The 21,073-nt window shown below is 65.4% G+C and carries 23 protein-coding genes; 13 read left to right on the top strand and 10 right to left on the bottom strand.

Going from position 1 to position 21,073, the window contains the following annotated elements:
- Nucleotides 1-5 precede the first annotated feature (5 nt).
- Nucleotides 6-1,817, bottom strand: coding sequence for an autotransporter assembly complex protein TamA (locus ACT6Q8_RS14040; RefSeq protein WP_444739393.1), 1,812 nt, complete (start codon nt 1,815-1,817; stop codon nt 6-8).
- A 379-nt stretch (nt 1,818-2,196) separates the two neighbouring features.
- On the opposite strand from ACT6Q8_RS14040, the gene typA reads away from it, so the two are divergent.
- From typA to ACT6Q8_RS14015, 5 genes are all read left to right on the top strand, one after another.
- Entirely contained in the window at nt 2,197-4,020 is a 1,824-nt protein-coding gene (gene typA / locus ACT6Q8_RS14035; RefSeq protein ID WP_054168911.1) for a translational GTPase TypA, read from the top strand.
- A gap of 142 nt (nt 4,021-4,162) precedes the next feature.
- Nucleotides 4,163-4,408 (top strand): ribbon-helix-helix domain-containing protein, encoded by a 246-nt coding sequence (locus ACT6Q8_RS14030; RefSeq protein WP_444733326.1) that lies wholly within the window; start codon nt 4,163-4,165, stop codon nt 4,406-4,408.
- A gap of 3 nt (nt 4,409-4,411) precedes the next feature.
- Nucleotides 4,412-4,714: a type II toxin-antitoxin system RelE/ParE family toxin gene (locus tag ACT6Q8_RS14025; RefSeq protein WP_444733325.1), complete on the top strand. Its 303-nt coding sequence runs from the start codon at nt 4,412-4,414 to the stop codon at nt 4,712-4,714.
- A 154-nt stretch (nt 4,715-4,868) separates the two neighbouring features.
- On the top strand, nt 4,869-6,149 hold the full coding sequence (locus ACT6Q8_RS14020) for a hypothetical protein (protein WP_444733324.1): 1,281 nt from the start codon (nt 4,869-4,871) through the stop codon (nt 6,147-6,149).
- A complete protein-coding gene (locus tag ACT6Q8_RS14015) occupies nt 6,146-6,916 on the top strand; it encodes a hypothetical protein (protein WP_444733323.1) in 771 nt (256 codons plus the stop codon). The genes ACT6Q8_RS14020 and ACT6Q8_RS14015 overlap by 4 nt, the downstream gene beginning before the upstream one ends.
- Nucleotides 6,917-6,923: 7 nt before the next feature.
- On the opposite strand, the gene ACT6Q8_RS14010 is transcribed toward ACT6Q8_RS14015, so the two are convergent.
- The 4 genes from ACT6Q8_RS14010 to fdxA all read right to left on the bottom strand — a co-directional run bounded on the left by ACT6Q8_RS14010 (nt 6,924) and on the right by fdxA (nt 10,063).
- Nucleotides 6,924-7,811, bottom strand: coding sequence for an RNA polymerase factor sigma-32 (locus tag ACT6Q8_RS14010; RefSeq protein WP_054168792.1), 888 nt, complete (start codon nt 7,809-7,811; stop codon nt 6,924-6,926).
- Between the two features lie 99 nt (nt 7,812-7,910).
- The gene (locus ACT6Q8_RS14005; protein WP_054168791.1) at nt 7,911-8,729 is read right to left on the bottom strand and encodes a hypothetical protein; all 819 of its coding nucleotides are present in this window, start codon (nt 8,727-8,729) and stop codon (nt 7,911-7,913) included.
- Nucleotides 8,730-8,876: 147 nt separating this feature from the next.
- Nucleotides 8,877-9,377, bottom strand: coding sequence for a CarD family transcriptional regulator (locus ACT6Q8_RS14000; RefSeq protein ID WP_054168790.1), 501 nt, complete (start codon nt 9,375-9,377; stop codon nt 8,877-8,879).
- A gap of 353 nt (nt 9,378-9,730) precedes the next feature.
- Nucleotides 9,731-10,063 (bottom strand): ferredoxin FdxA, encoded by a 333-nt coding sequence (fdxA, locus tag ACT6Q8_RS13995; protein WP_054168789.1) that lies wholly within the window; start codon nt 10,061-10,063, stop codon nt 9,731-9,733.
- A gap of 156 nt (nt 10,064-10,219) precedes the next feature.
- Here fdxA and ACT6Q8_RS13990 point away from each other — a divergent pair, with 156 nt between their 5' ends.
- The 4 genes from ACT6Q8_RS13990 (at nt 10,220) to ACT6Q8_RS13975 (ending at nt 13,261) form a co-directional block, all read left to right on the top strand.
- Nucleotides 10,220-10,828 carry a DUF938 domain-containing protein gene (locus tag ACT6Q8_RS13990; protein WP_054168910.1) on the top strand — a complete coding sequence of 203 codons (609 nt, stop codon included), beginning with the start codon at nt 10,220-10,222 and terminating at the stop codon, nt 10,826-10,828.
- 330 nt (nt 10,829-11,158) lie between these two features.
- Entirely contained in the window at nt 11,159-11,926 is a 768-nt protein-coding gene (gene modA / locus ACT6Q8_RS13985; RefSeq protein ID WP_444733321.1) for a molybdate ABC transporter substrate-binding protein, read from the top strand.
- Entirely contained in the window at nt 11,926-12,624 is a 699-nt protein-coding gene (gene modB / locus ACT6Q8_RS13980; protein ID WP_444733320.1) for a molybdate ABC transporter permease subunit, read from the top strand. Before modA ends, modB begins: the two co-directional genes overlap by 1 nt.
- Nucleotides 12,617-13,261, top strand: a complete 645-nt coding sequence (locus tag ACT6Q8_RS13975; RefSeq protein ID WP_444733319.1) for an ATP-binding cassette domain-containing protein — start codon at nt 12,617-12,619, stop codon at nt 13,259-13,261. The genes modB and ACT6Q8_RS13975 overlap by 8 nt, the downstream gene beginning before the upstream one ends.
- Here the strand turns inward: ACT6Q8_RS13975 and deoC are convergent.
- Nucleotides 13,255-14,034 carry a deoxyribose-phosphate aldolase gene (gene deoC / locus ACT6Q8_RS13970; RefSeq protein ID WP_444733318.1) on the bottom strand — a complete coding sequence of 260 codons (780 nt, stop codon included), beginning with the start codon at nt 14,032-14,034 and terminating at the stop codon, nt 13,255-13,257. The two genes, ACT6Q8_RS13975 and deoC, sit on opposite strands and share 7 nt — an antisense overlap.
- 1 nt (nt 14,035) lies before the next feature.
- Nucleotides 14,036-14,449, bottom strand: coding sequence for a cytidine deaminase (gene cdd, locus ACT6Q8_RS13965; protein WP_444733317.1), 414 nt, complete (start codon nt 14,447-14,449; stop codon nt 14,036-14,038).
- Between the two features lie 174 nt (nt 14,450-14,623).
- Between cdd and ACT6Q8_RS13960 the strand changes: the two genes are divergently transcribed.
- Nucleotides 14,624-15,787: an iron-containing alcohol dehydrogenase gene (locus ACT6Q8_RS13960; protein ID WP_444733316.1), complete on the top strand. Its 1,164-nt coding sequence runs from the start codon at nt 14,624-14,626 to the stop codon at nt 15,785-15,787.
- A 6-nt stretch (nt 15,788-15,793) separates the two neighbouring features.
- On the opposite strand, the gene ACT6Q8_RS13955 is transcribed toward ACT6Q8_RS13960, so the two are convergent.
- Together ACT6Q8_RS13955 and ACT6Q8_RS13950 are read right to left on the bottom strand one after the other, a co-directional pair.
- Nucleotides 15,794-16,363, bottom strand: coding sequence for a L,D-transpeptidase family protein (locus ACT6Q8_RS13955; RefSeq protein ID WP_444733315.1), 570 nt, complete (start codon nt 16,361-16,363; stop codon nt 15,794-15,796).
- Nucleotides 16,364-16,371: 8 nt separating this feature from the next.
- Nucleotides 16,372-17,703, bottom strand: coding sequence for a penicillin-binding protein activator (locus ACT6Q8_RS13950; RefSeq protein WP_444733314.1), 1,332 nt, complete (start codon nt 17,701-17,703; stop codon nt 16,372-16,374).
- A gap of 31 nt (nt 17,704-17,734) precedes the next feature.
- On the opposite strand from ACT6Q8_RS13950, the gene rsmI reads away from it, so the two are divergent.
- Together rsmI and ACT6Q8_RS13940 are read left to right on the top strand one after the other, a co-directional pair.
- A complete protein-coding gene (rsmI, locus tag ACT6Q8_RS13945; protein ID WP_444733313.1) occupies nt 17,735-18,694 on the top strand; it encodes a 16S rRNA (cytidine(1402)-2'-O)-methyltransferase in 960 nt (319 codons plus the stop codon).
- Entirely contained in the window at nt 18,678-19,061 is a 384-nt protein-coding gene (locus ACT6Q8_RS13940; RefSeq protein WP_054168783.1) for a YraN family protein, read from the top strand. The genes rsmI and ACT6Q8_RS13940 overlap by 17 nt, the downstream gene beginning before the upstream one ends.
- Before the next feature lies 1 nt (nt 19,062).
- On the opposite strand, the gene ACT6Q8_RS13935 is transcribed toward ACT6Q8_RS13940, so the two are convergent.
- Complete coding sequence (locus ACT6Q8_RS13935) at nt 19,063-20,385, bottom strand: RsmB/NOP family class I SAM-dependent RNA methyltransferase (protein WP_054168319.1); 1,323 nt, start codon at nt 20,383-20,385, stop codon at nt 19,063-19,065.
- Nucleotides 20,386-20,521: 136 nt separating this feature from the next.
- On the opposite strand from ACT6Q8_RS13935, the gene msrA reads away from it, so the two are divergent.
- On the top strand, nt 20,522-21,031 hold the full coding sequence (gene msrA, locus ACT6Q8_RS13930; RefSeq protein WP_054168320.1) for a peptide-methionine (S)-S-oxide reductase MsrA: 510 nt from the start codon (nt 20,522-20,524) through the stop codon (nt 21,029-21,031).
- The last annotated feature ends 42 nt before the right edge of the window (nt 21,032-21,073 follow it).

The following is a 21,073-nucleotide window of genomic DNA, read 5'->3' as shown; positions in this document are numbered from 1 at the left end:
CCTCCTCAAAACGCCTGGCCGATGGAGATGTAGAACTGGAACGCCTTGTCCCCGTCGCGCTTGTTCAGCGGCACCGCCACATCCAGGCGGATGGGGCCGATGACGGTGTAATAGCGTCCGCCGATACCGGCGGCATAGCGCAGGCCCTGGCCCAGCTTGGGATACTCGGTCGTGTAGACATTACCGGCGTCAACGAAGGGCACGACCGCGATATCCGCCGTCACCTTCACCCGCATCTCGGCGGACATTTCCAGCAGCGAGACGCCGCCCAGCGGCTCGCCCTTGTCATCGCGCGGCCCCACTTCCTGATAGCCATAACCACGGATCGACCCGCCGCCGCCCGCGAAGAAGCGCTTGTCAGCCGGCACATCCAGCAGCCCGCCGCCGATCACCGCGCCATAGACGCCGCGCAGCGCGCCCACATACCAGCCATCATCCTTGAAATCGAAATAGGCGCTGCCGCCGACCCGCGCGACCGTGAAACTGTTGCTGTCCCCAAAGGCCGCCAGATAGGGGGTGATGGCGCCCGACAGGCGGAAACCCTTGGTCGGGTTCAACAGATCATTGGACCGGTCGAGCGTGATGGCGGCGGGAATACCGACCAGGGTGTTGCGCGTGGTCTGCTGGCTTTCCTCGATCTTGGACTGTTCCGCCGTCATGCCCAGGCTGGCCTTCAAGCCTTTGCCCAGCTTGCGTTCCACGGCACCCGTCAGGACCAGTGCTTGACGGCGATAGGCATCGGGCCGTTCCGACAAAGCCTCCGCCGACAGGTTCAGCGACTGGCGGCGGGACAGGAAATCCGGCTGCTGATAGGTACCGGCCAGACGGTAATCGAAATCGCTGGCGCTGGTTTCGCCGCGGCGGGAGATGCCGGCGACCGAGGCATCGACCCGCAGCTTCTCGGCATTGCCCATCAGGTTGCGATCACCCCAATAGGCATTGGCCCCGAACCCGTCCTCGGTCCCGTAATCGGCACCGAAACCGACATAGTTCATTTCCCGTTCGGCCAGATCGACCAGGACGGGTGCCTTTTGGTCACCCGACGGCTGATCGGCCAGCCGCAGCCGGACGGAGGAGAAAACGCCCAGATCGGCCAGGGCTTGCCGCCCCTCCTCCATGGCGGCCGGGTGATAGGCATCACCCTCGCGCCAGGGCAGCCGGCGGCGGGCCGCGCGCTGCGATACCTCGTCCAGACCGTTGAAGGTGACATCGCCGAACGTCACTTTCGGTCCGGGATCAACGACATAGGTGACGTCCATGCCCTGCTTGGCATGATCCACAATCAGCTTGCGGTCCAGCAGGCGGGCATAGGCATAGCCCTTTTCCGCCAGGCGCGGCAGGATGCGGCCTTCGGCATCCACCACTGCCGGGGCACGCGCATCCGACCCGATGGCAAGACCCAGCGCGTCCGGTGTGGGCGCGCCATCGGGCAGGGGCTGTTCATTTGGCCCGGCAATGGCGACCGTTGTCACCTTGTACCGTGCCCCCTCCTCCACCCGGATCAGGACCTTGGCGGGCACCACATCGACATCGATCTCCGCATCGACAATGGCGTCATAGAACCCTTCGGACCGTAAGGCGGCCCGGAACCGGTCCAGATCGGCATCGGCCCGACGGCCTAGGCCGATGGGCGAAGGCGGCGGGTCTTCCTTCAAGGCGACAAGGCTGGAGACTTCGGTCAGCAGTTTCGACAGGTGCGGATGATCATCCACCCCTTCGATCACCACCTCATACTTCGTCTCCTGGGCATGGATGGGCTCCGCCGCCAGGGCAGCCGCCGCCATCAGCATCCATTTTTGCCATCTGCCTTGGCTCATTATCCTCCCCCGGTTGCCGCCATGGTGGCATGGGCCGGGGGCGGCTTTCCAGGGGTAAGGCACAGGCGCTTTGGTGTTAGGCCAACGGGCATGGGATGGGCTGGCGGGGGATGGTGGCATGCCTGACGCCTTTCCCGCCAACCCCTTGAAGGAACCTTAACCGCGATCCGACGAAACGCAGGGCAGCCCCACCTTCTGCACCCTACCGAAGCCATTGCGAAACGATTATATTGCGTCGCGAAACAGCCCGGCCACCCTTGTTCCCGTTCCCTTCGAACGCTGACAGGGTGGCCGGGCGTTTTTCATGCGCGAACCCCGATCCGGCGGACATAGTCATTGGGCGGCGCGCGACCAGCACCAGGCACGCAGGACCGTACCCATGCAATTGCGCAATATCGCCATCATCGCCCACGTCGATCATGGCAAGACCACCCTCGTCGACATGCTGCTGAAGCAGTCCGGCACTTTCCGTGAAAACCAGCAGGTCGCCGAGCGCGCCATGGACAGCAACGACCTGGAGCGTGAGCGCGGCATCACGATCCTGGCCAAGTGCACGTCCGTTGTCTGGAACGACGTCCGCATCAACATCGTCGATACGCCGGGCCACGCCGATTTCGGCGGCGAGGTGGAGCGTATCCTGAACATGGTGGACGGCGTCTGCCTGCTGGTGGATAGCGCCGAAGGCCCGCTGCCGCAGACCAAGTTCGTGCTGGGCAAGGCCCTGAAGCTGGGCATGCGCCCGATGGTCGTCGTCAACAAGATCGACCGTCAGGATGCGCGTCCCGACGAAGTGCATAACGAGATTTTCGACCTGTTCGCCTCGCTGGACGCCACCGACGAGCAGCTGGACTTCCCGACCCTGTTCGCCTCCGGTCGCAATGGCTGGGCCGTCAACAGCCTGGATGACGAGCGCAAGGATCTGACCCCGCTGTTCGAGCTGGTGGTCAACCACGTACCGGCCCCCAAGGTCGGCAGCGTGGACGAGCCGTTCACCATGCTGGCCACCACCCTGGAAGCCAACCCGTATCTGGGCCGTATCCTGACGGGCCGCATCCAGTCCGGTCGCGTCAAGACCAACATGGCCATCAAGGCCCTGTCCCGCGACGGCAAGCTGATCGAGCAGGGCCGCGCGTCGAAGGTTCTGGCCTTCCGCGGTCTGGAGCGCGTGCCGGTCGAAGAGGCGCAGGCCGGTGACATCGTCGCCATCGCCGGTCTGGTGAAGACCACTGTTGCCGACAGCATCGTCGACATGAGCGTCGAGAACGCCCTGCCGGCGCAGCCGATCGACCCGCCGACCCTGGCCATGACCTTCTCGGTCAATGACTCACCCCTGGCCGGTCGCGAAGGTGACAAGGTCACCAGCCGCATGATCCGCGACCGTCTGATGCGCGAAGCCGAAGGCAATGTCGCCCTGCGCATCCGCGAAACCGAGAATGCCGATGCGTTCGAAGTGGCGGGCCGTGGCGAATTGCAGCTGGGCATCCTGATCGAAACCATGCGCCGCGAAGGCTTCGAGCTGTCGATCAGCCGTCCGCGCGTGGTCATGAAGACCGACACCAATGGTCAGCGTCTGGAGCCGATCGAGGAAGTCGTCGTCGACGTGGACGAGGATTTCTCCGGCGTCGTCGTGCAGAAGATCGCCGAGCGTAAGGGCGAGATGCTGGAAATGCGTCCGTCGGGCGCCGGCAAGGTCCGTCTGGTGTTCCACGTCCCCTCGCGCGGCCTGATCGGTTACCAGGGCGAGTTCCTGACCGACACCCGTGGCACCGGCGTCATCAACCGCCTGTTCCATGATTACGCCCCCTACAAGGGCCCGATCCCCGGCCGCCGCAACGGCGTGCTGATCTCCAACGCCGAGGGCGAGGCCGTGGCCTATGCCCTGTGGAACCTGGAAGATCGCGGGCCCATGATGATCGAGCCCGGCTGGAAGGTCTATGAAGGCATGATCGTGGGTGAGCATACCCGCGAGAACGACCTGGAAGTGAATGTTCAGAAGGGCAAGAAGCTCACGAACATCCGCACCACCAGCAAGGATGAAGCCGTCGTCCTGACGCCGCCCATCCGCATGTCCTTGGAAAAGGCCCTGTCCTACATCCAGGACGACGAGCTGGTCGAGGTTACGCCGAAGTCGATCCGCCTGCGCAAGAAGCTGCTGGACCCGAACGACCGCAAGCGCGCCGAGCGTCAGGCCGAAGCCGGCTGATCGCTGGTTCTGGTTTGAAAAGACGAAGGGGAGGCCTGGAAACAGGCCTCCCCTTTTTGTTTTAGGGGTGGGCGGCGGCCTTGGTCCTGTGGCAGGAAATGTTATGATACGGTCCTAAGGCAGTGCCCGAAGGAGGCCGATCATGCAGGTATCTGTTACCGGACCCTGGGCAGGGTTTATTGACGAGGCCGTCGCTTCCGGCGAGTTCGACAGCCCGGACGCCGTTGTCGCGGCGGGCCTTTCCCTACTTAAATCCCGTGAAGCCCGGCTAACCGAATTGCGCCGTATCGTGGACGACGCCCTCGCAGAAGGTGGTGAGCTTTCGGAGGAAGAGGTTGACGCGGTCCTTGCCGAACGGATCAGGGAATTGCAGGCCAGCGGCCTTTAGGCCATGCGGCGGCTATTCTATACAAGTGCGGCTTCACGCGATCTTGCCGATATCCTGTCATACCTAGCCGAAAGAGCAGGTGAGACGAAGCCAGCCCTGCATTTCGTTCAGCGGCTGAGGGCGCAGTGCCAGAAACTAGCGGAACTGCCGGGAACCCTGGGACGCCCCCGCGATGATATTCGCTCAGGCATCCGCAGCTTTGCCTATCGCGGCTATATCATTCTTTTCCGATATGAAGATGACAGTCTGCATATCATCAGCATTATAGAGGGGCATCGGGATATCGACGCCTTGATGAAAGGATGACGCCCCCAAATCCGTCCAAATCATGGCGGAAGGCCTCCCGGATACCGGCTTAAATGGCCCCTTCCGGCCCGGCCCCATCCTTGCCGCCCCATAATCGACATGAAATGCTCTTTTCCTCAAAGGGGCACCACGCCTCGACCTTCGGGGGAGCGGGATGGCGAACCGGGTGAAGCAGATGGCCGACATGCATATCGGCCGGCATCTGAGCTATAGCGACAGCGAGCGGCGGGCGGATGAGACGCGCGGGGCCCGCGACGGGGAGAAGGGTTTTCCGCCGCTGGATGCGCCACAGAACCCCGTGCAGGATCAGGTTCTGGCCCAGGTCACCGCCGATTTCGCCGCCTATGAGAAGGCGCGCCTGACCTATCTGTCGGAACTGGACATCGCCGAGCAGCAGAAGCTGAAGGAACGGGACGAGGATCTGGTCAATCGCCGCCGCACCCTTCAGGATGAAAAACAGCGCGCCCTGAACGACCTGTCGCACAAGGTCGGGCCCGACAGCCCCGAATTCCGTGACCTGACCGAACGCAAGTCGGAAGCCGTCGCCGCCGTCGCCAGGTTGCAGGCGGAACTGGCCCGGCCCCTGCGCGTCTCCATGGTCTGGGCCTATCCGTTTCTGATGCTGCTGGTCTGTCTGGCCGAGGTGCCGGTCAACCGCATGGCGTTCGAGTTCTTCTTTCAGGAGACGCCGCTTCTGTCCCTGTTCATCTCGCTGATCATCGGCGGGGTGCTGGCCCTGTTCGCGCATTTCATCGGCCTGTGGCTGAAGCAGGCGAACCAGCATGAACGGATGCAGGCGCGGCTTTCCTATTATGCCGGTGCCGCCGTTCTGGCCGGACTGTCGGGCACGCTGGTCTATTTCATCGCGGCGGTGCGCGAACATTTCCTGCGCCTGCTGGAGGCGGACACCAACAGCTCCTTCGCCGATCTGCTGCGCCAGGGCGACCTGACCAGCACGGCGGCACAGGTGACGGGCACGGAACTGGGTTCCGCCGGCTGGACCCTGCTGGTCATCAATCTGGTGATCCTGACGGTCGGCGTCGTCGCGTCCTTCGTGCGGCATGATCCGCACCCGGATTATGAACGCCTGACCCGCAAGGCCGAAAAGGCCCGCAAGCGCGTGACCGGTCGGGAAACTGACTATAACAAGCAGCGTATGCAGGCGACGCGCAAATATGACGACATGATCGCCGCCCTGAACCGGCAGATCGAACAACTGGAAAAGGACATCGCCACCATCCAGGCCGACCGCAAATCCGCCGGCGCCGATTATGAACAGAGCCTGCGCCAGCTGGGCATGAACAGCCATAACCGGCTGATCAATTACCGCATCGGCAATCTGCGCGCCCGCAGCGACGGCACACCCGCCTGCCTGCGCGAAATCCCATCCGCCTTGCAGATCAGCGCGCAATTGCTGCGGGCGGTGCGGGGATGAGGCTGGGGCAGCTCCTGCTTCTCCTGGCGCTGCTGGCCGGTCTGGCGCCCGCCGCCCTGGCCGCGCGGCAGGATTACTGCAAGCAGGGCACGGGCACCGTCGCCCTGCTGGTGGACCGCACCACCCCATATGATCAGCAGGATATCGACATCCTGATCGCGGGCCTTGACCGGTTCGTGGGCGAGTTGAAGCCCGGTGACCGGCTGGTGGTCCATACCATCACCGACGATTATGCGGCGTCGGCCCGCAAGTTTGAGGAATGCGTGCCCGGCTGCCCCGAAGGCGGCGGTCTGACGGACTGGATCATGGCCACCTGCAAGCCGACCGTCGCCAAGGCGGAAAACCGGGAGTTCAAACGCCGGCTGGCCCAGGTTCTGATCGGCATGCTGAAGGAGAAGCAGGCCTATCCGCGCTCTGAAATCCTGCGCACCATCGGCAATGTCGCCGAAACCTGGAAGCCGCGCGGGCTGAACCGGATGATCGTCTTCTCCGATCTTCTGGAACATTCCGACCTGCTACCCTATACGGCGCTCTCGGAGGGGCAGCCCGCGAAGAACCTGCGCACCGTCACCGATCAACGGCTTCTGGCGCCGCTGACACAGGTGCAGGTCGACATGTTCGGCTTTGGCCGGGGCCATGACCCTGGCCGCAAGGCGCTGCCCCGCCCCGTGGAGAACCGGGTGCTGGATTTCTGGATCGCCTATCTGAAGGCCAGCGGCGCCAGCAGCATCAGCATCGGCCTCTGGTATGGGGGTGGCGGGGAATAACCGCCCCTCAAGCTTCCATAAACAGATCGCGGCCATCGGCCACGCGCTTCATCATGCTGGCGCGCAGCTTGTTCATGGCGCGGCTTTCCAACTGGCGGACGCGTTCCTTGGACACGCCAAGCGCACGGCCCAACTCTTCCAGCGTCGCCCCTTCGTCGCGCAGGCGGCGTTCGGCGATGATCTGGCGTTCGCGCGGCGACAGTTCGCCCAGCGCTTCGGCCAGCCACTTGGACCGCATGCGCCCGTCGCGCATGCCGATCACCACATCCTCGGGGTTGGGGCGGCTGTCGGGCAGGATGTCCTGCCATTCCGCTTCGCCATCCATGACCATGGTGGCATTCAACGACTGGTCACAGGCGGCCAGCCGCATCTCCATCGTCTCCACCTCACGGGCGTCGATATCCAGTTCTCGGGCAATCTGCTGGCGCGCGTCGGTGGACAGATGATCGGACGAGGGATTGTCGGCGATCTTGGCGCGCAAGCGGCGCAGGTTGAAGAACAACGACTTCTGCGCCGCCGTGGTTCCGGTACGCACGATGGACCAGTTGCGAAGGATATGATCCTGCATGGCCGACCGTATCCACCAAGCGGCATAGGTGGAGAAGCGGACGTCGCGTTCCGGCTCGAACCGGCCCGCCGCCTGCATCAGGCCGACATTGCCTTCCTGCACCAGATCGCCCATGGGAATGCCGTAATGGCGGAAACGCGTAGCGGTGGAGATCACGAGACGGGTGTAGGAACGCACCAGCTCATGCAGCGCCTTCTCGTCCCCCTTCTCCCGCCAGCGGCGGGCCAGATCCAGCTCGTGATCACGGGCCAGCAGCGGTTCTTTCATCGAGGCGCGGATGAAAGCCAGGTTGGCACGCTGGGTTTCGGGATCGTCGATGGACGCCATCGGTCACTCTCCGTCGCTGGATCAGGGGGGGGCATGTGCCCTTGCTTGATCCTTGGTACGGAGGCGAAGGACGGTTGGATCAACCGTCCTGAAAATTTTTCAGGCTTCGGCCAATTCCAGCATCTGCCCGTCGGGGGCAAAGCAGGCACAGATCAGGCGGCCACCGAAGCCGGCCCCACCATCCAGGCTAGCCGTGAAATCGGTGACGGTCGGGCCCGGCCCATGGGTCGGGTCATAACCGCGCACGACACGGCGAAAACCATTATAGGGTTCCACGATGCGGGCAAAGGAACTGCCGCCCCACCAGAAGATGTCGGCCTGCATATGCAGCGGTTTGGCGGGGTCCAGCCCGGCATTAACGAACAGCAGCTCCGTCGGTGCCCCGTCCGGCGCGCTGGTATATGCGCAGCGGCGCACCGCACTCAGCAGATTGTCATGGCCCGGCGCGGCGCGCATGGCGGCGCGCAGTTCCCCGGTCCAGCGGGCCAGCGTCACGGCCCCTTCCTTGGCCGACACCAGCCCATATTGGGCATTGCCGCCATAGGCCGCCAGCGTGGTGTCCAGCCCCTGCCCGATCATCCATTGCAGCACGGCGGCGGGGTCTGGCGCGAACTGAAGCTGCAACAGCTTCTGCCACATCTCCTCCTGCCCGCCGCGCAAGTAAACGATGTCGGTCGCCACCACGCCGCGCCGCGCCATGATCTCGCGCCGGAAGGACAGCAATTCCTCAATCGTCTCGCGCACGGCCACGCCCCGGCCGATCATGTTACCCAGATAGACCAGACGGTCACCGGGCAGGAAGCGCTTGCCGACATCATCATGCAGGGCCGCCAGACGCGCCGCCTCGCCATGGATGGCACCCACCGCCCACACGCGGCGTGGCCGACCCAGCAAGGCATATTTGCGATCATCCGACATGGGGTCCCGGCAGGTTTTTCTTGGCAAAGCCAGTGTAGGGCGTGCGGCGGCGCAAAAAAAGGGGCGTTCAACAAGTGAACGCCCCTTTCATACTAAATATCCCGATTTTTTAACAGCGGGATGCTTGATCTTGTGGGTGTACCCCGATCAAGCCGCCTTGCTCAGCACGGCTTCCAGCTTTTCGGTGGCCTTGCGCTCGTCGATCTTCTCGACGACGGCCAGCTCACGGGCCAGACGCTCCAGAGCGGCATGATAAATCTGACGCTCGCTGTAGGACTGGTCGGACTGGTCTTCACCGCGATACAGGTCGCGCACGACCTCCGCGATGGAAACCGGGTCGCCGGAATTGATCTTCGCTTCATATTCCTGGGCGCGGCGGCTCCACATGATGCGCTTGATCTTGCTGGGGCCCTGCAGGGTCTCCATGGCGGCCTTGATCCGGTCCTTGGTGGACAGGCGGCGCAGGCCGGAGGCCTTGGCCTTCGCCACCGGAACCTTCAACGTCATCCGTTCCTTTTCGAACTGGATGGCGTACAGCGTCACGCTCATGTCGGCGATGCTGTGGGTCTCGATCCCGATGATCTGTCCCACGCCGTGGGCCGGATACACAACGTGATCCCCGGTGGTGAAATCTAGGCTTTCGGACATGTCGGTTGCTCTCTTCTTCCGCGCGGGGCTGCGCGCCACGGGAACAAAAATGATAGGGGCCCCGACCGCACAGGCAGCGGGACCTCTCCTGACGAAACACTACGATGGCGAAAGCGGTCGGCACATCAAGCCACGATCACGGGCGCCGTGCCGATCCTCGCTCGACTGAATATAGTCGATGTTACGTCCACATGACAGAGGCGGAACGCGTTGTTCGCCATAAGTTCCGCGCAGAGCGCGTTATGTCGGTCATGCGCCCATCGCATGGGCATTAGCGGACTTCTTAACGACCGGTCAATAATTTTTGCCGGTACGCGCGGGCCACCGGGGAAACCGGTGGCCCGTCCATATCCTTACTTCCCCGGCTTGGGGCTGAAATGCTTCTCGAACTTGTCGGGCACGCCCTTCCAGGCGTCGGCGTCGGGCAGCGGGTCCTTGCGACGATTGATGACGGGCCACTGCCCGGCATATTCGCGGTTCATGGCCAGCCACTGTTCGGCGCGCGGGTCGGTGTCGGGCAGAATGGCCTCCGCCGGGCATTCCGGCTCGCACACGCCGCAATCGATGCATTCATCGGGATGGATGACCAGCGTGTTCTCACCCTCGTAGAAGCAGTCGACGGGGCAGACTTCAACGCAGTCAGTGTACTTGCACTTGATGCAGGCCTCGGTAACGACGTAGGGCATCCCCGGAACTCCAAAAAGCGTGACGCACGCAATCGATATAATCAGCGCCACAGGTAGACAATCCGGCAGACGCGCGCAACTGCTTGCTTGGTCTGACCCGGCATGCAGGACGAAATGGGCTTGGCGCACCGGCCCCCGCCCCCTACCTTTGGCCCCATGATGATCGATGAAAAACGCCACGCCCCCGCCACGCTGCGTAACCGGCAACCGCTGTTGGATGCCCTGCGCCCGTATCTGCCGGAAACCGGCCTGCTGCTGGAAATTGCCAGCGGCAGCGGGGAACATGCGGTTTTCCTGGCCGAGAACCTGCCAGCCCTGACCTTCCAGCCGAGCGACCCCGACGAAGATGCCCGCGCCAGCATTCGCGCCTGGGCGGGGGAATCCGGCCTGCCCAACCTGTGCCCACCGCTGGCCCTGGACGCCGCCCGCCCCGATACTTGGCCCGATATACGGCCCGACGCTATCTTGTGCGTGAACATGATCCATATCGCACCCTGGAATGCCGCCATCGGCCTGTTCACGGGTGCGGGCCGTCTGCTGCAACCAGGTGCGCCGCTCTGCCTTTATGGCCCCTATAAACGGGGTGGGCATCATACGGCTGACAGCAACGCCGCCTTCGATGCCGATCTGAAGGCCCGCAACCCGGCCTGGGGCGTGCGCGATCTGGAGCAGGTGACGGACCTCGCCGCCGCCAACGGTTTCACCGGGCCGGAGATCATTCAGATGCCCGCCAACAACCTGACCGTCATCTTCCGCCGCACCTGACCGGGGACGGCAGAGGCGGTGGAATGGCTGACTTTCTGGCCGGTCTCTGCTACAATGGCTTTCTCAACGCCCTTCCCCTGTCCGCTGCAATCCGACGCGCTTGGCGTTCGGATCGGGTAAGGCATGAACCATGAAACACCCTTTTATTTTCTGTTACATCTGGTTGCAGGGGCACCCGCACTCGGAGGGGCGAAGGCCCGAACTCTGAAACACCCCTATGTTTTCTGTTGCATCTGGTTGCACGGGATCATGATCGCGCCAACAGCCTCGTTGTATTCTATCAGACATAACGATAATCTGCTGCTACCTTCCGTCAGGTCAGGATGCACCATGGCCCGTTTCCGCCTTTCCTCCCTCCTCCTTGCCCTGTCCCTGGCCTTCGCACCGGCAGTCTGGGCAAAGGACACGACCGTCTATGCCGCAGCCAGCCTGAAGACGGCATTGGATGAGGCATTGGTGGCCTACAAGGCGCAGACGGGCAGCACCGCCACCGCCGCCTATGCCGCCAGTTCTGCCCTGGCCAAACAGATCGAGGCGGGGGCACCGGCGGATATCTTCATCTCCGCCGATCAGGAATGGATGGATCATCTGGTCAAGGCCGGGCTGGTACAGGCCGACAGCCGCTTCACCTTCCTGGGCAATCAACTGGTGCTGGTCATGGAACGGTCGCAGGCAAGGCGCCTGACCATTGACGGCAATCTGGATATCGCCGCCCTGCTGAATGGCCGGCGGCTGGCCGTGGGCGATGTCAAGGCCGTACCGGCGGGCCGCTATGCAAAGGCGGCGCTGACCAAGCTGGGCCTGTGGTCCCAGGTATCGGACAAGCTGGCACCCGCCGAGAATGTCCGCGCCGCCCTGGCGCTGGTGGCGCGGGGGGAGGCCGGGGCCGGCATCGTCTATGCCACCGACGCGCGGGTTGAACCCGGCGTGGCCATTGTCGGCGTCTTCCCCGCCGACAGCCACGCCCCGATCGAGTATCCTGTTGCCCTGCTGAAGGGGGCGGACAAGGCCGCCAGCCAGCCGCTGCTGGATTTCCTGAAGACAGACGAAGGGCGGCGTCACTTCATCAATCAGGGCTTCACGGTGCTGACCAAATAATGGGGACCTTCACGGCGGAGGAAATGACGGCCATCTGGCTGTCGGTAAAGGTGGCCTGCTGGGCCACCGCCATCAGCCTGGGGCCGGGTATCCTGGTCGCCTGGCTGCTGGCCCGCCGGTCCTTTCCGGGCCGTATCCTGCTGGATGCGCTGGTACACCTGCCCCTGGTCCTGCCGCCGGTTGTCACGGGCTACCTGCTGCTGCTGCTGTTCGGGCGCAAGGGGCCGGTGGGGCAGGTTCTGGCCGAATTCGGGATCGTGTTCGCCTTCAATTGGACCGGGGCGGTCCTGGCCTGTTCGGTCATGGCGTTTCCCCTGCTGGTCCGCGCCATCCGCCTGTCGATGGAGGCTGTGGATACACGGCTGGAGGATGCGGCGGCCGGGCTGGGTGCCCCGCCCTGGGCCGTGTTCCTGACCGTCACCTTGCCCTTGTCCCTGCCCGGTATCCTGTCCGGCGCCATCCTGTGCTTTGCCAAGGCGCTGGGGGAATTCGGGGCCACCATCACCTTCGTCGCGGCCATTCCCGGCGTCACACAGACCCTACCCGCCGCCATTTACGGGCTGACGCAGGTGCCGGGCGGCGACGCGGCGGCCCTGCGCCTGACCCTGGTCGCCGCCCTGATCGCCGTCATCGCGGTGACAACCAGCGAATTGCTGGCGCGCCGCGTGCGCCGGCGGGTGGAGGGACGCGATGCTTGACCTGTCGCTGACCCACCGTATCGGGACCTTCACGCTAACCGCCGACCTGTCCATCGGCCCCGGCGTCACGGCCATCACCGGCCCGTCCGGTGCCGGCAAGACCACGCTTCTATCCCTGATCGCGGGCCTGTCGCGCCCCTCTGCGGGCCGGATCGTGCTGGATGGAAATGTCCTGGTCGATACGGGTCACCGGACCTGGCTGCCCCCCCACCGCCGCCATGTCGGGCAGGTGTTTCAGGAGGCGCGCCTGTTCCCCCACCTGAATGTCCGCCACAATCTTCTCTATGGACGGCTGTTTGGCGGACGCGGGCGGGACGGACCGACCCTGGATACCATCATCGACCTGTTGGACATCGCGCCGCTTCTGCACCGCCGCCCCCGCGACCTGTCGGGCGGGGAACGCCAACGCGTGGCCATCGGCCGGGCGCTGTTGTCCAACCCGTCGCTGCTGCTGCTGGACGAGCCTCTTTCGGCCCTGGACCCCGCCCGCAAGGCCGAACTGCTGCCCTACCTGCAGCGCCTGCGCGACGGCACCGGCCTGCCCATGCTCTACGTCACCCACCAACGCGAGGAGGTGGCGGCCCTGGCCACGGCGTGGCTGCGGGTCGAACAGGGGGTGGTGGCGATGGATCAATAACCCACCGTCACCCTCGTCTCTGGCCCATGCCCCAGCACCCCCAGCAGCGCGTCGAGCAGACCCGATGCGCCAAAGCGGAAGGTCGCGGGCGAGGCCCAGCCCGGCCCGCAGATATCATCTGCAAGGGCCAGATACTGCGCCGCCGTCTCGACATCGCGGATGCCGCCCGACGCCTTGAAGCCCACGGGCCGCCCGGCCTCGCGACAGGCGGTCAGCATGATGCGGGCCGCCCCCGGCGTGGCGCCCGCCGGCACCTTGCCGGTGGAGGTTTTCAGAAAATCCGCCCCGGCAGCCACCGCCACCTGGGCGGCGCGTTCGATAAGGGCTGGCTTGGCCAGCACCCCGCTTTCCAGGATGACCTTCATAGTCGCAGGCCCACAGGCCTCCCGGCAGGCGGCCAGATGGTCCAAGGCCCGCTGGTCACCGCCCATCCCGGCCATGACGGCGGCATAGGGCATGACCACGTCGATCTCGTCCGCCCCATCGGCCAGGGCACGGGCGATCTGGTCCACGACCTTTTCCGCCGGCAACGACCCGCCGGGGAAATTGACCACCGTCGCCACCTTCACAGTACTGCCGATCAATGTTTGTTTCGCTTGCGGAACAAAGGATGACCAAAGGCAGACCGCCGCCACATTCCCCGCCGGCGTCACCGCCCTGGCGCACAGGGCGGCGGTGCTGTCGGCGTCATCCGCGTCATTCAGGCTGGTCAGATCCAACAATGGTAGGACACGAAGGGCAATATCAACAAGGGTCATTTCGGTACCGGACATATTAGAATCCCAGATTGTCGGGACCAAAGCTGAAGGGCAGCAACTCGCCCAGGGTAAAGCTGCGGCGATGGCCGCCGGCATCATAGACATGGATGGGCGTGTCGGGGCCGGCAAATTCCCGGATGCGCTGACGGCAACCGCCGCAGGGCGTGCACATCAGGCCGGACCCGGCTTCCCCACCCACCACCACGATCTCGGCGATGCGGCGGTCGCCGGCGGCCACCATCAGACCGATGGCCGTGGCCTCGGCGCATTGGCCCTGCGGATAGGCAGCATTCTCGACATTGCAGCCGGCATGGATGCGCCCGCTTTCCGACCGGATGGCCGCCCCCACCTTGAACCCTGAATAGGGGGAATGGGAATAGGCGCGGGTGGCGAGGGCGGCGGCGAACAGGTCGGGGGCAGGACTGGTCATGAGAACCTTTAGGGATCGAAATGGTCAGGGGCGCAGCATAGGCGCTCGGGCCGCCACGTTCCATACATGAACAAACCTCATCACCCGATGTGCCATTCCCGGCACCGGGGACTTGGCAAGCCTGCTGGCAGGGCCGAACATGCCAGGCGGAAATCAGACAAGGCAGGGGAGCAAATGATGATCGCCACCATCCTGGTGCCACCCATCATGGAAATCGGCGGCGGGGCCGTGCAGCGGCTGGCGGGGGTTCTGGCCCGGCTGGGTGTGCGCCGGCCCCTGCTGGTCACCGATCCCTTCATGCGCGACCATGGCCATGCCAACCGGGTGCTGGTCCCTTTGCGGGACGCGGGCCTCAATCCCGGCCTGTTCGCCGACACCGTGCCCGATCCTACCACCGATGTCATCGCCGCCGGTGCCACCCTGCTGCGCGATGGCGGCTATGACGGGATGATCGCGCTGGGCGGCGGGTCGCCCATCGACACCGCCAAGGCCATGGCCGTGCTGGCCGCCAATGGCGGCCGCATGCGCGACTACAAGGTGCCGAACCCGATCCCGACGCCTTGCATGCCCGTCATCGCCATCCCCACCACCGCCGGCACCGGGTCGGAGGTGACGCGCTTCACCGTCATCACCGACACCGAAACAGATGAGAAGATGCTGATTGCGGGGCCGGGTCTGGTGCCCGCCGCCGCCATCATCGATTATGAGCTGACCCTGTCCTGTCCCCCGCGCCTGACCGCCGATACCGGCATCGACGCCCTGACCCACGCGATTGAGGCCTATGTCAGCGTGAAGGCCAGCCTCTTCACCGATGCCATGGCCATCGCCGCAATGGGCCATATCGCGCCTTGGATCCGCACTGCCTGCGCCGATCCTGCCGACAGGGCCGCGCGGGAGAATATGATGCTGGGCGCCACCTTGGCCGGCATGGCCTTTTCCAACGCATCGGTCGCCCTGGTGCATGGGATGAGCCGGCCCATCGGCGCCTTCTTCCATGTGCCGCACGGCCTGTCCAACGCCATGCTGCTGCCCGCCGTCACGGCCTGGTCACTGCCGGGCGCCATCACCCGCTATGCCGACTGCGCCCGCGCCATCGGGGCGGCGGAACCGGGACAGGATGATAAGGCGGCGGCAGGCGAACTGGTCGCGGCCCTGCGCCGCCTGAACGCGGACCTGCAGGTCCCCACACCCAAACAGTACGGCATCGATGCCGCCCGCTGGGACAGTCTGCTGCCCCTCATGGCCGAACAGGCCCTGGCATCGGGCAGCCCCAACAACAACCCACGCGTGCCAACCGTGGCGGAGATGGTGGCGCTGTATCGGGAAAGCTGGGTCTGACCCTGCCTACAAAAAGCAGTCAGGCCCCCGCCCACCCGCTGGATCACAGGCCACCATGGCCTGCGGTGACGGTGCAATGACCATACGATCACCCGGTTTGGTCACAGCCAGGATGGGCAGCATGTCGCCCAACTGTACCGCCACGCAGCCCGCCGTGGGGCCGTAGCCGGCGTCGGTCAGGTGGAAAAACACCGCACTGCCCATGCCCGGCACCGGCGGGTCGTCATTGTGACCCAGGATGACGACGATGTCGTAAACAAGGCTGTCCAGCCACAATTCCTCCCGGCTGGCCGCAAAGGGCAGCTTCACGGGGCGGTTATAGTCGGGATGGGCGGGGTCATCGCACCAGCCATCATCCCGGTTGATTACCGACACGGGCAGACCCGTCACGGGCGGGGCCAGCCGGTCGGCGCGGTAGAGCACGCGGCGCAGGGTGAAGGCCCCAACAGGCGTGCCGCCATCCCCTTCCCGCTTATCCAGCCGGATGCCCGTCCGCCCCACGGCACAGCGCACGCTGGTGCCGTTCCAGGTCAGGATGTGCTGGCCGTCAGCGGCCTTGGCGACATGGATATCCATGGGCACCCTCAAGAAGTCGGGGCGGCGGGGGCGAAGGTCTGCGGGGCGGGGTCGACCGGGGTGGTGCCGGTGCGCGTCACCTCCATCACGGCCAGACCGCGTTCCGCCGTGCCGGTCGGCAGCAGGCGGAAAATCCCCTCCGCCCCGGCAAAGCCGTTGGCATTGGTCAGGGCCGGCACGGTAAAGCCCGCCCCACCCTTGGCCAGCACGGCGGACAGCGCCGTAGCGTCATAGGCCAGCGTGGCCAGTCGGTGCGGGCGATAGCCGAAGGTCTGCTGGAACCGCACCTCGAACGCGTCGCGCCCTTCCGGGGCGGGGGCCGCGAACCAGCCACCGACCAGTGCTGCCTCCCGGCCCAGCCCCGCCTCATCCCACAGGCCTGTGCCCAGCATGCGGACGGGACCCGGATCGATGTCGAAGAAGGGGAACAGGGCCGCCAGTTCGCGCAAGGTCTGCCCGCCTTCGGCAATCAAAACGGCATCGAAGGGCAGCGGCCCGAACGTGTCGGCATTGGACAAGCGGCGCAATGCCGCCAGCGACTCGGGATCGCCCAGCGCGGTCAGGCGCGCCCGTTCGGCACCCAATGCGGCCTGACGCTGATCGAAATCCGACAGGTTCTTGACCAGTTCCGTCAAGTTGGTGGCGCCCGCCGTGTAGCGTTCGACCTTGGTCACCGTGCCGCCCGCCTGCTCCACCGCGTCGCGCAGCGACTGCACCGCCGCATCGCCATAGGGGGTGGACGGGGCCACCACGCCGAACCGCATCAGGCCGCGCGCCATCGACAATCCGACCACACGCCGCACCTGTTCCTGCGGCTGGAAACCCAGCGTCCAGACGCCGCCGCCCGCCACGTTCCAGTCGCTGGAGAAGGACAGGACAGGCTTGCCGGCCTGGGCCGCCACAGGCTTGACCGCCGCGGCTTCCGCGCCGAACAGGGGCCCCAGGATCACGCCCGCCCCTTCCTCGATCAAACCTTGTGCAGCAGTGGCGGCGATGCCGGGGCTGCCCTGCGTATCGCGGGGCAACAGGGTGAATTTATCGTCCCCCAGATCGAACAGCGCCATCTGTGCGGCGTCCAGCATGGACTGGCCCAGGGCAGCATTGGCACCCGTCAAGGGCAGCAGCAGGCCGACGCGGATCTTGTCATCCTTGGGGGCCGTCGGCTGTGCGGTCACGGGCGGCGGCGGGGCAACGGGGGGCGGGGCCACCTGCGGCGGGGGTTGCGGGGTGGGGGCCGGGGCCGGTACGCTGCCAGGGCTGGCGCACCCCGCCAGCAGCCCGACGCAGGCCGCCAGCGTCACCAGCCACGACGCCCCGCGCCGATCTTCCATCCCACGCATTCGGAACCCCTTCCCTTTGACGTCACCCAGCATGGACGACCAACCCGACCAAGACGCCGACCTGGACGGGGAATTCCCCGAGGAAGGCGATGATGATGTGGTGGCGCAGCCTACCGGCAGCAGCGCCATCCGTAAACCTGGGGCGGGGCTTTACATCGTCGCCACCCCCATCGGCAATGCCGGTGATATCACCCTGCGCGCGCTCGACATCCTGCGCGGTGTCGATGCGATCGCGTGCGAGGATACGCGCGTCACCGGTAAATTGCTGCGCCGATACGGCATCCGCACCCGTATGCTGCCCTATCATGACCATAACGCGGCGAAGATGCGGCCGGTCCTGCTGGACAAGGTGGCCAACGGACAGGCCATTGCGCTGGTGTCGGATGCCGGCACCCCGCTGGTCAGCGATCCCGGCTTCAAGCTGGTGCGGGAGGCGAAGGACAGGGGCCTTTCCCTGACCCATCTGCCCGGTGCCAATGCCGCCATCACGGCCCTGGTCTTGTCGGGCCTGCCCAGCGACCGCTTCCTGTTCGGCGGTTTCCTGCCCGCCAAATCGGCGGCACGGCGGACGGAGCTGGAGCTGTTCCGCACCCTGCCCGCCACCCTGATCTTCTATGAATCGGCCCAGCGTCTGGCCGAGATGCTGGCCGATGTGACCGCCAGCCTGGGCAACCGCGAGGTCGCGGTAGCGCGGGAGTTGACCAAGCTGTTCGAGGAGGTGCGGCGGGGTCCGGCATCCGACCTGTCCGCGCACTATACCGAGAAGGGGCCGCCCAAGGGCGAGGTGGTTGTGGTCATCGGCCCCCCCGCCGAAGGCGCCGCCGCCAGCGACGCCGCCGACATGGACAGCCTGCTGAAACAGGCTCTATCCGGCGGGATGAGTGTGCGTGACGCTGCCGCCCATGTCGCCACCATCACGGGCCAGCCCAAGAAACAGGTCTATGCGCGGGCCCTGCAACTGGGGACGGGGGGCGATGGCGCGGTCCCGTGACCAGCTTGACCGCCGCCGCGCCGAACGGCTGGGCCGCATCGCCGAATGGCTGTGCTGTCTGGTCCTGTGGCTGAAGGGCTACCGTATCCTGGCCACGCGCCTGCGCCTGCCCATGGGTGAGATCGACATCATTGCCACCAAGCGCAACGTGCTGGCGGTGGTGGAGGTGAAGGCGCGGCGGAACATGGTCCTGGCCCTGTCCTCCCTGCCGCGCACCAGCTGGCGCCGGCGTTATGCAGCCATCAGCCAGTTCGTGGCCCACCGCCCGCATCTGGCCCATTACGCCATCCGCTTTGACCTGATGGCCGTCCTGCCCCGGCGTCTGCCCCGGCATGTGAAGGATGTGTGGCGGGCGGAGGGGCCGTAACTTACGAAACCCGCCGCAGCCGCGCCGCGAAGAACCCGTCCATGCCGCCGATCTCGGCCAGATGGCCCGGCGTGCAGCGGACATAGCCGTCAGCCGTGATCAGGTCGGACAAACCCCCGACCTCGTCCGCTGTCACCGGCACCACCTGCATCTCGGGCCGACGGTAGAGCAGGTTGGTGATCTGGTTCTCGCCCTCTTCCGCCTGAAGCGAGCAGGTGCAATAGACCAGGGTGCCACCGGGCTTCAGCATGTCGACAGCACGATAGAGAAGGCGGGACTGGATACGGCCCAGCTTCTCCACATCCTCTTCCGACTTCAGTCGCGCCACGTCGGGGTGACGGCGGATGGTGCCGGTGGCCGAACAGGGGGCGTCCAGAAGGACGGCATCCACCACGGCATCGGGCCGCCATTCGGTGGCGTCCGCCGCCACCGTCGTCACCTGTGCCGCCAAACCCAGGCGGGCCATGTTCTCGGTGAGGCGGACCAGCCGCTTGTCGGACCGGTCCACAGCCACGACACGGGCACCGGCGGCGGCCAGTTGCGCTGTCTTGCCGCCGGGTGCCGCGCACAGATCGATGGCATCACGACCCGTCAGGTCACCGAACAGCCGGGCCGGAATGGCGGCAGCCGCGTCCTGCACCCACCAGCCGCCCTCATCAAAGCCGGACAGTTCCGTGACCTGCCCACCGGCGGCACGGCGCAGGCTGCCCGTGGGCAACACGGTCGCCTCCAGCCGTTCGGCCCAGGCGGCGGCATCGCCCTTCACGGTGATATCCAGCGGCGCCTCGCCCAGATGCGTCTCGACGATGGAACGGGTCAGGGCGGTGCCATAGGTCTTGCGCCAGGAAAGCCAAAGCCAGTCGGGCGTGTTCAGACGCCCTGCATCCTGTTCGGCCAGGATGCTGACCCGTTCACGGTCCAGCCGGCGCAGCACGGCATTGATCAGACCCTTATAGGGATGCTGCTTGCGCGCTACCGCCAGTTCCACCGCCGTATCGACGGCGGCATGGGCCGGCGTGCCCAGGAACAGCAGTTGGGCCGCACCCAGACGCAGGATATCCTGCACCACGGCCTTCAATTGCTGGCCCTGCTTGTTCAGGCTGCCCTGGATGGCGGCGTCGATCTGGCCCAGACGGCGCAGGGTGGTGGCCACCAGCATCCGCACAAAGGCGCGGTCGCGCGGCTCCAACGCGCGCAAAGCGCGACTGGCGTCCCAGGCGTCGTCAAACGGCACGCGCTTGGCCAGCACGTTGAACAAAAGGTCAAGGGCCGCCCCGCGCGTCGCAAGCGCGCTATCGGCCGGGCTGGTGGTCGCATCATTCATGGCGTGGGGATGTACCCCGCCCCGCCGCGCTTGTCGAACGCCGATGACGCAAAGGTGCCCGCCGCCCCATACTGGACTTAATCACCACAAGGCACCACATGTACGGGCCGAGCGTTAAGCTGAAAGGAATGAGATCATGGCCATCGAACGCGCCATCCTGGCCGGCGGCTGCTTCTGGGGCATGCAGGATCTGATCCGCAAGGTGCCGGGCGTCGTCGCCACCCGTGTCGGCTATACCGGCGGCGCCCTGACAAACCCCACCTATAAGGATGTGAAGACAGGCCGCACCGGTCATGCAGAGGCCATCGAGATCAGTTTCGACAATGAGAAGCTGACCTATCGCCGCCTGCTGGAATTCTTCTTCCAGATCCATGACCCGACGACCAGCAACCGTCAGGGCAATGATATCGGTAGCCAGTACCGTTCCGCCATCTTCGTGGAAAACGCCGCCCAGGCCGAAACCGCCCGCCATGTGAAGGCGGAGGTGGATGCAAGCGGCCATTGGCCCGGCAAGGTGGTGACGGAAATCACCGATGCCGGCCCCTTCTGGGAGGCCGAAGATTTCCACCAGGATTATCTGGAACGAACGCCCAACGGCTATACCTGCCACTGGGTGCGCCCGGACTGGGTACTGACGGGGCGGTAATGGCGCTGCCCCTGGACGGGGCGCGCCGCTGCGGCTAAAGCA

The organism is Niveispirillum sp., assembly GCF_052437035.1.
Lineage (GTDB): Bacteria > Pseudomonadota > Alphaproteobacteria > Azospirillales > Azospirillaceae > Niveispirillum.
The sequence above is the reverse complement of the archived record's forward strand: the minus strand, read 5'-3'. Positions and strand labels throughout refer to the sequence as shown.

Coding starts and splice junctions, on each gene's coding strand:
- ACT6Q8_RS14020 (WP_444733324.1), top strand. CDS start 4,869: ATGGCGAACCGGGTGAAGCAGATGGCCGACATGCATATCGGCCGGCAT.
- ACT6Q8_RS13955 (WP_444733315.1), bottom strand. CDS start 16,363: ATGGATATCCATGTCGCCAAGGCCGCTGACGGCCAGCACATCCTGACC.
- typA (WP_054168911.1), top strand. CDS start 2,197: ATGCAATTGCGCAATATCGCCATCATCGCCCACGTCGATCATGGCAAG.
- deoC (WP_444733318.1), bottom strand. CDS start 14,034: ATGTCCGGTACCGAAATGACCCTTGTTGATATTGCCCTTCGTGTCCTA.
- fdxA (WP_054168789.1), bottom strand. CDS start 10,063: ATGCCCTACGTCGTTACCGAGGCCTGCATCAAGTGCAAGTACACTGAC.
- modA (WP_444733321.1), top strand. CDS start 11,159: ATGGCCCGTTTCCGCCTTTCCTCCCTCCTCCTTGCCCTGTCCCTGGCC.
- ACT6Q8_RS13990 (WP_054168910.1), top strand. CDS start 10,220: ATGATGATCGATGAAAAACGCCACGCCCCCGCCACGCTGCGTAACCGG.
- msrA (WP_054168320.1), top strand. CDS start 20,522: ATGGCCATCGAACGCGCCATCCTGGCCGGCGGCTGCTTCTGGGGCATG.
- cdd (WP_444733317.1), bottom strand. CDS start 14,449: ATGACCAGTCCTGCCCCCGACCTGTTCGCCGCCGCCCTCGCCACCCGC.
- ACT6Q8_RS14040 (WP_444739393.1), bottom strand. CDS start 1,817: ATGAGCCAAGGCAGATGGCAAAAATGGATGCTGATGGCGGCGGCTGCC.
- ACT6Q8_RS14025 (WP_444733325.1), top strand. CDS start 4,412: ATGCGGCGGCTATTCTATACAAGTGCGGCTTCACGCGATCTTGCCGAT.
- modB (WP_444733320.1), top strand. CDS start 11,926: ATGGGGACCTTCACGGCGGAGGAAATGACGGCCATCTGGCTGTCGGTA.
- rsmI (WP_444733313.1), top strand. CDS start 17,735: ATGGACGACCAACCCGACCAAGACGCCGACCTGGACGGGGAATTCCCC.
- ACT6Q8_RS14030 (WP_444733326.1), top strand. CDS start 4,163: ATGCAGGTATCTGTTACCGGACCCTGGGCAGGGTTTATTGACGAGGCC.
- ACT6Q8_RS13940 (WP_054168783.1), top strand. CDS start 18,678: ATGGCGCGGTCCCGTGACCAGCTTGACCGCCGCCGCGCCGAACGGCTG.
- ACT6Q8_RS13950 (WP_444733314.1), bottom strand. CDS start 17,703: ATGCGTGGGATGGAAGATCGGCGCGGGGCGTCGTGGCTGGTGACGCTG.
- ACT6Q8_RS13935 (WP_054168319.1), bottom strand. CDS start 20,385: ATGAATGATGCGACCACCAGCCCGGCCGATAGCGCGCTTGCGACGCGC.
- ACT6Q8_RS13975 (WP_444733319.1), top strand. CDS start 12,617: ATGCTTGACCTGTCGCTGACCCACCGTATCGGGACCTTCACGCTAACC.
- ACT6Q8_RS13960 (WP_444733316.1), top strand. CDS start 14,624: ATGATGATCGCCACCATCCTGGTGCCACCCATCATGGAAATCGGCGGC.
- ACT6Q8_RS14000 (WP_054168790.1), bottom strand. CDS start 9,377: ATGTCCGAAAGCCTAGATTTCACCACCGGGGATCACGTTGTGTATCCG.
- ACT6Q8_RS14005 (WP_054168791.1), bottom strand. CDS start 8,729: ATGTCGGATGATCGCAAATATGCCTTGCTGGGTCGGCCACGCCGCGTG.
- ACT6Q8_RS14010 (WP_054168792.1), bottom strand. CDS start 7,811: ATGGCGTCCATCGACGATCCCGAAACCCAGCGTGCCAACCTGGCTTTC.
- ACT6Q8_RS14015 (WP_444733323.1), top strand. CDS start 6,146: ATGAGGCTGGGGCAGCTCCTGCTTCTCCTGGCGCTGCTGGCCGGTCTG.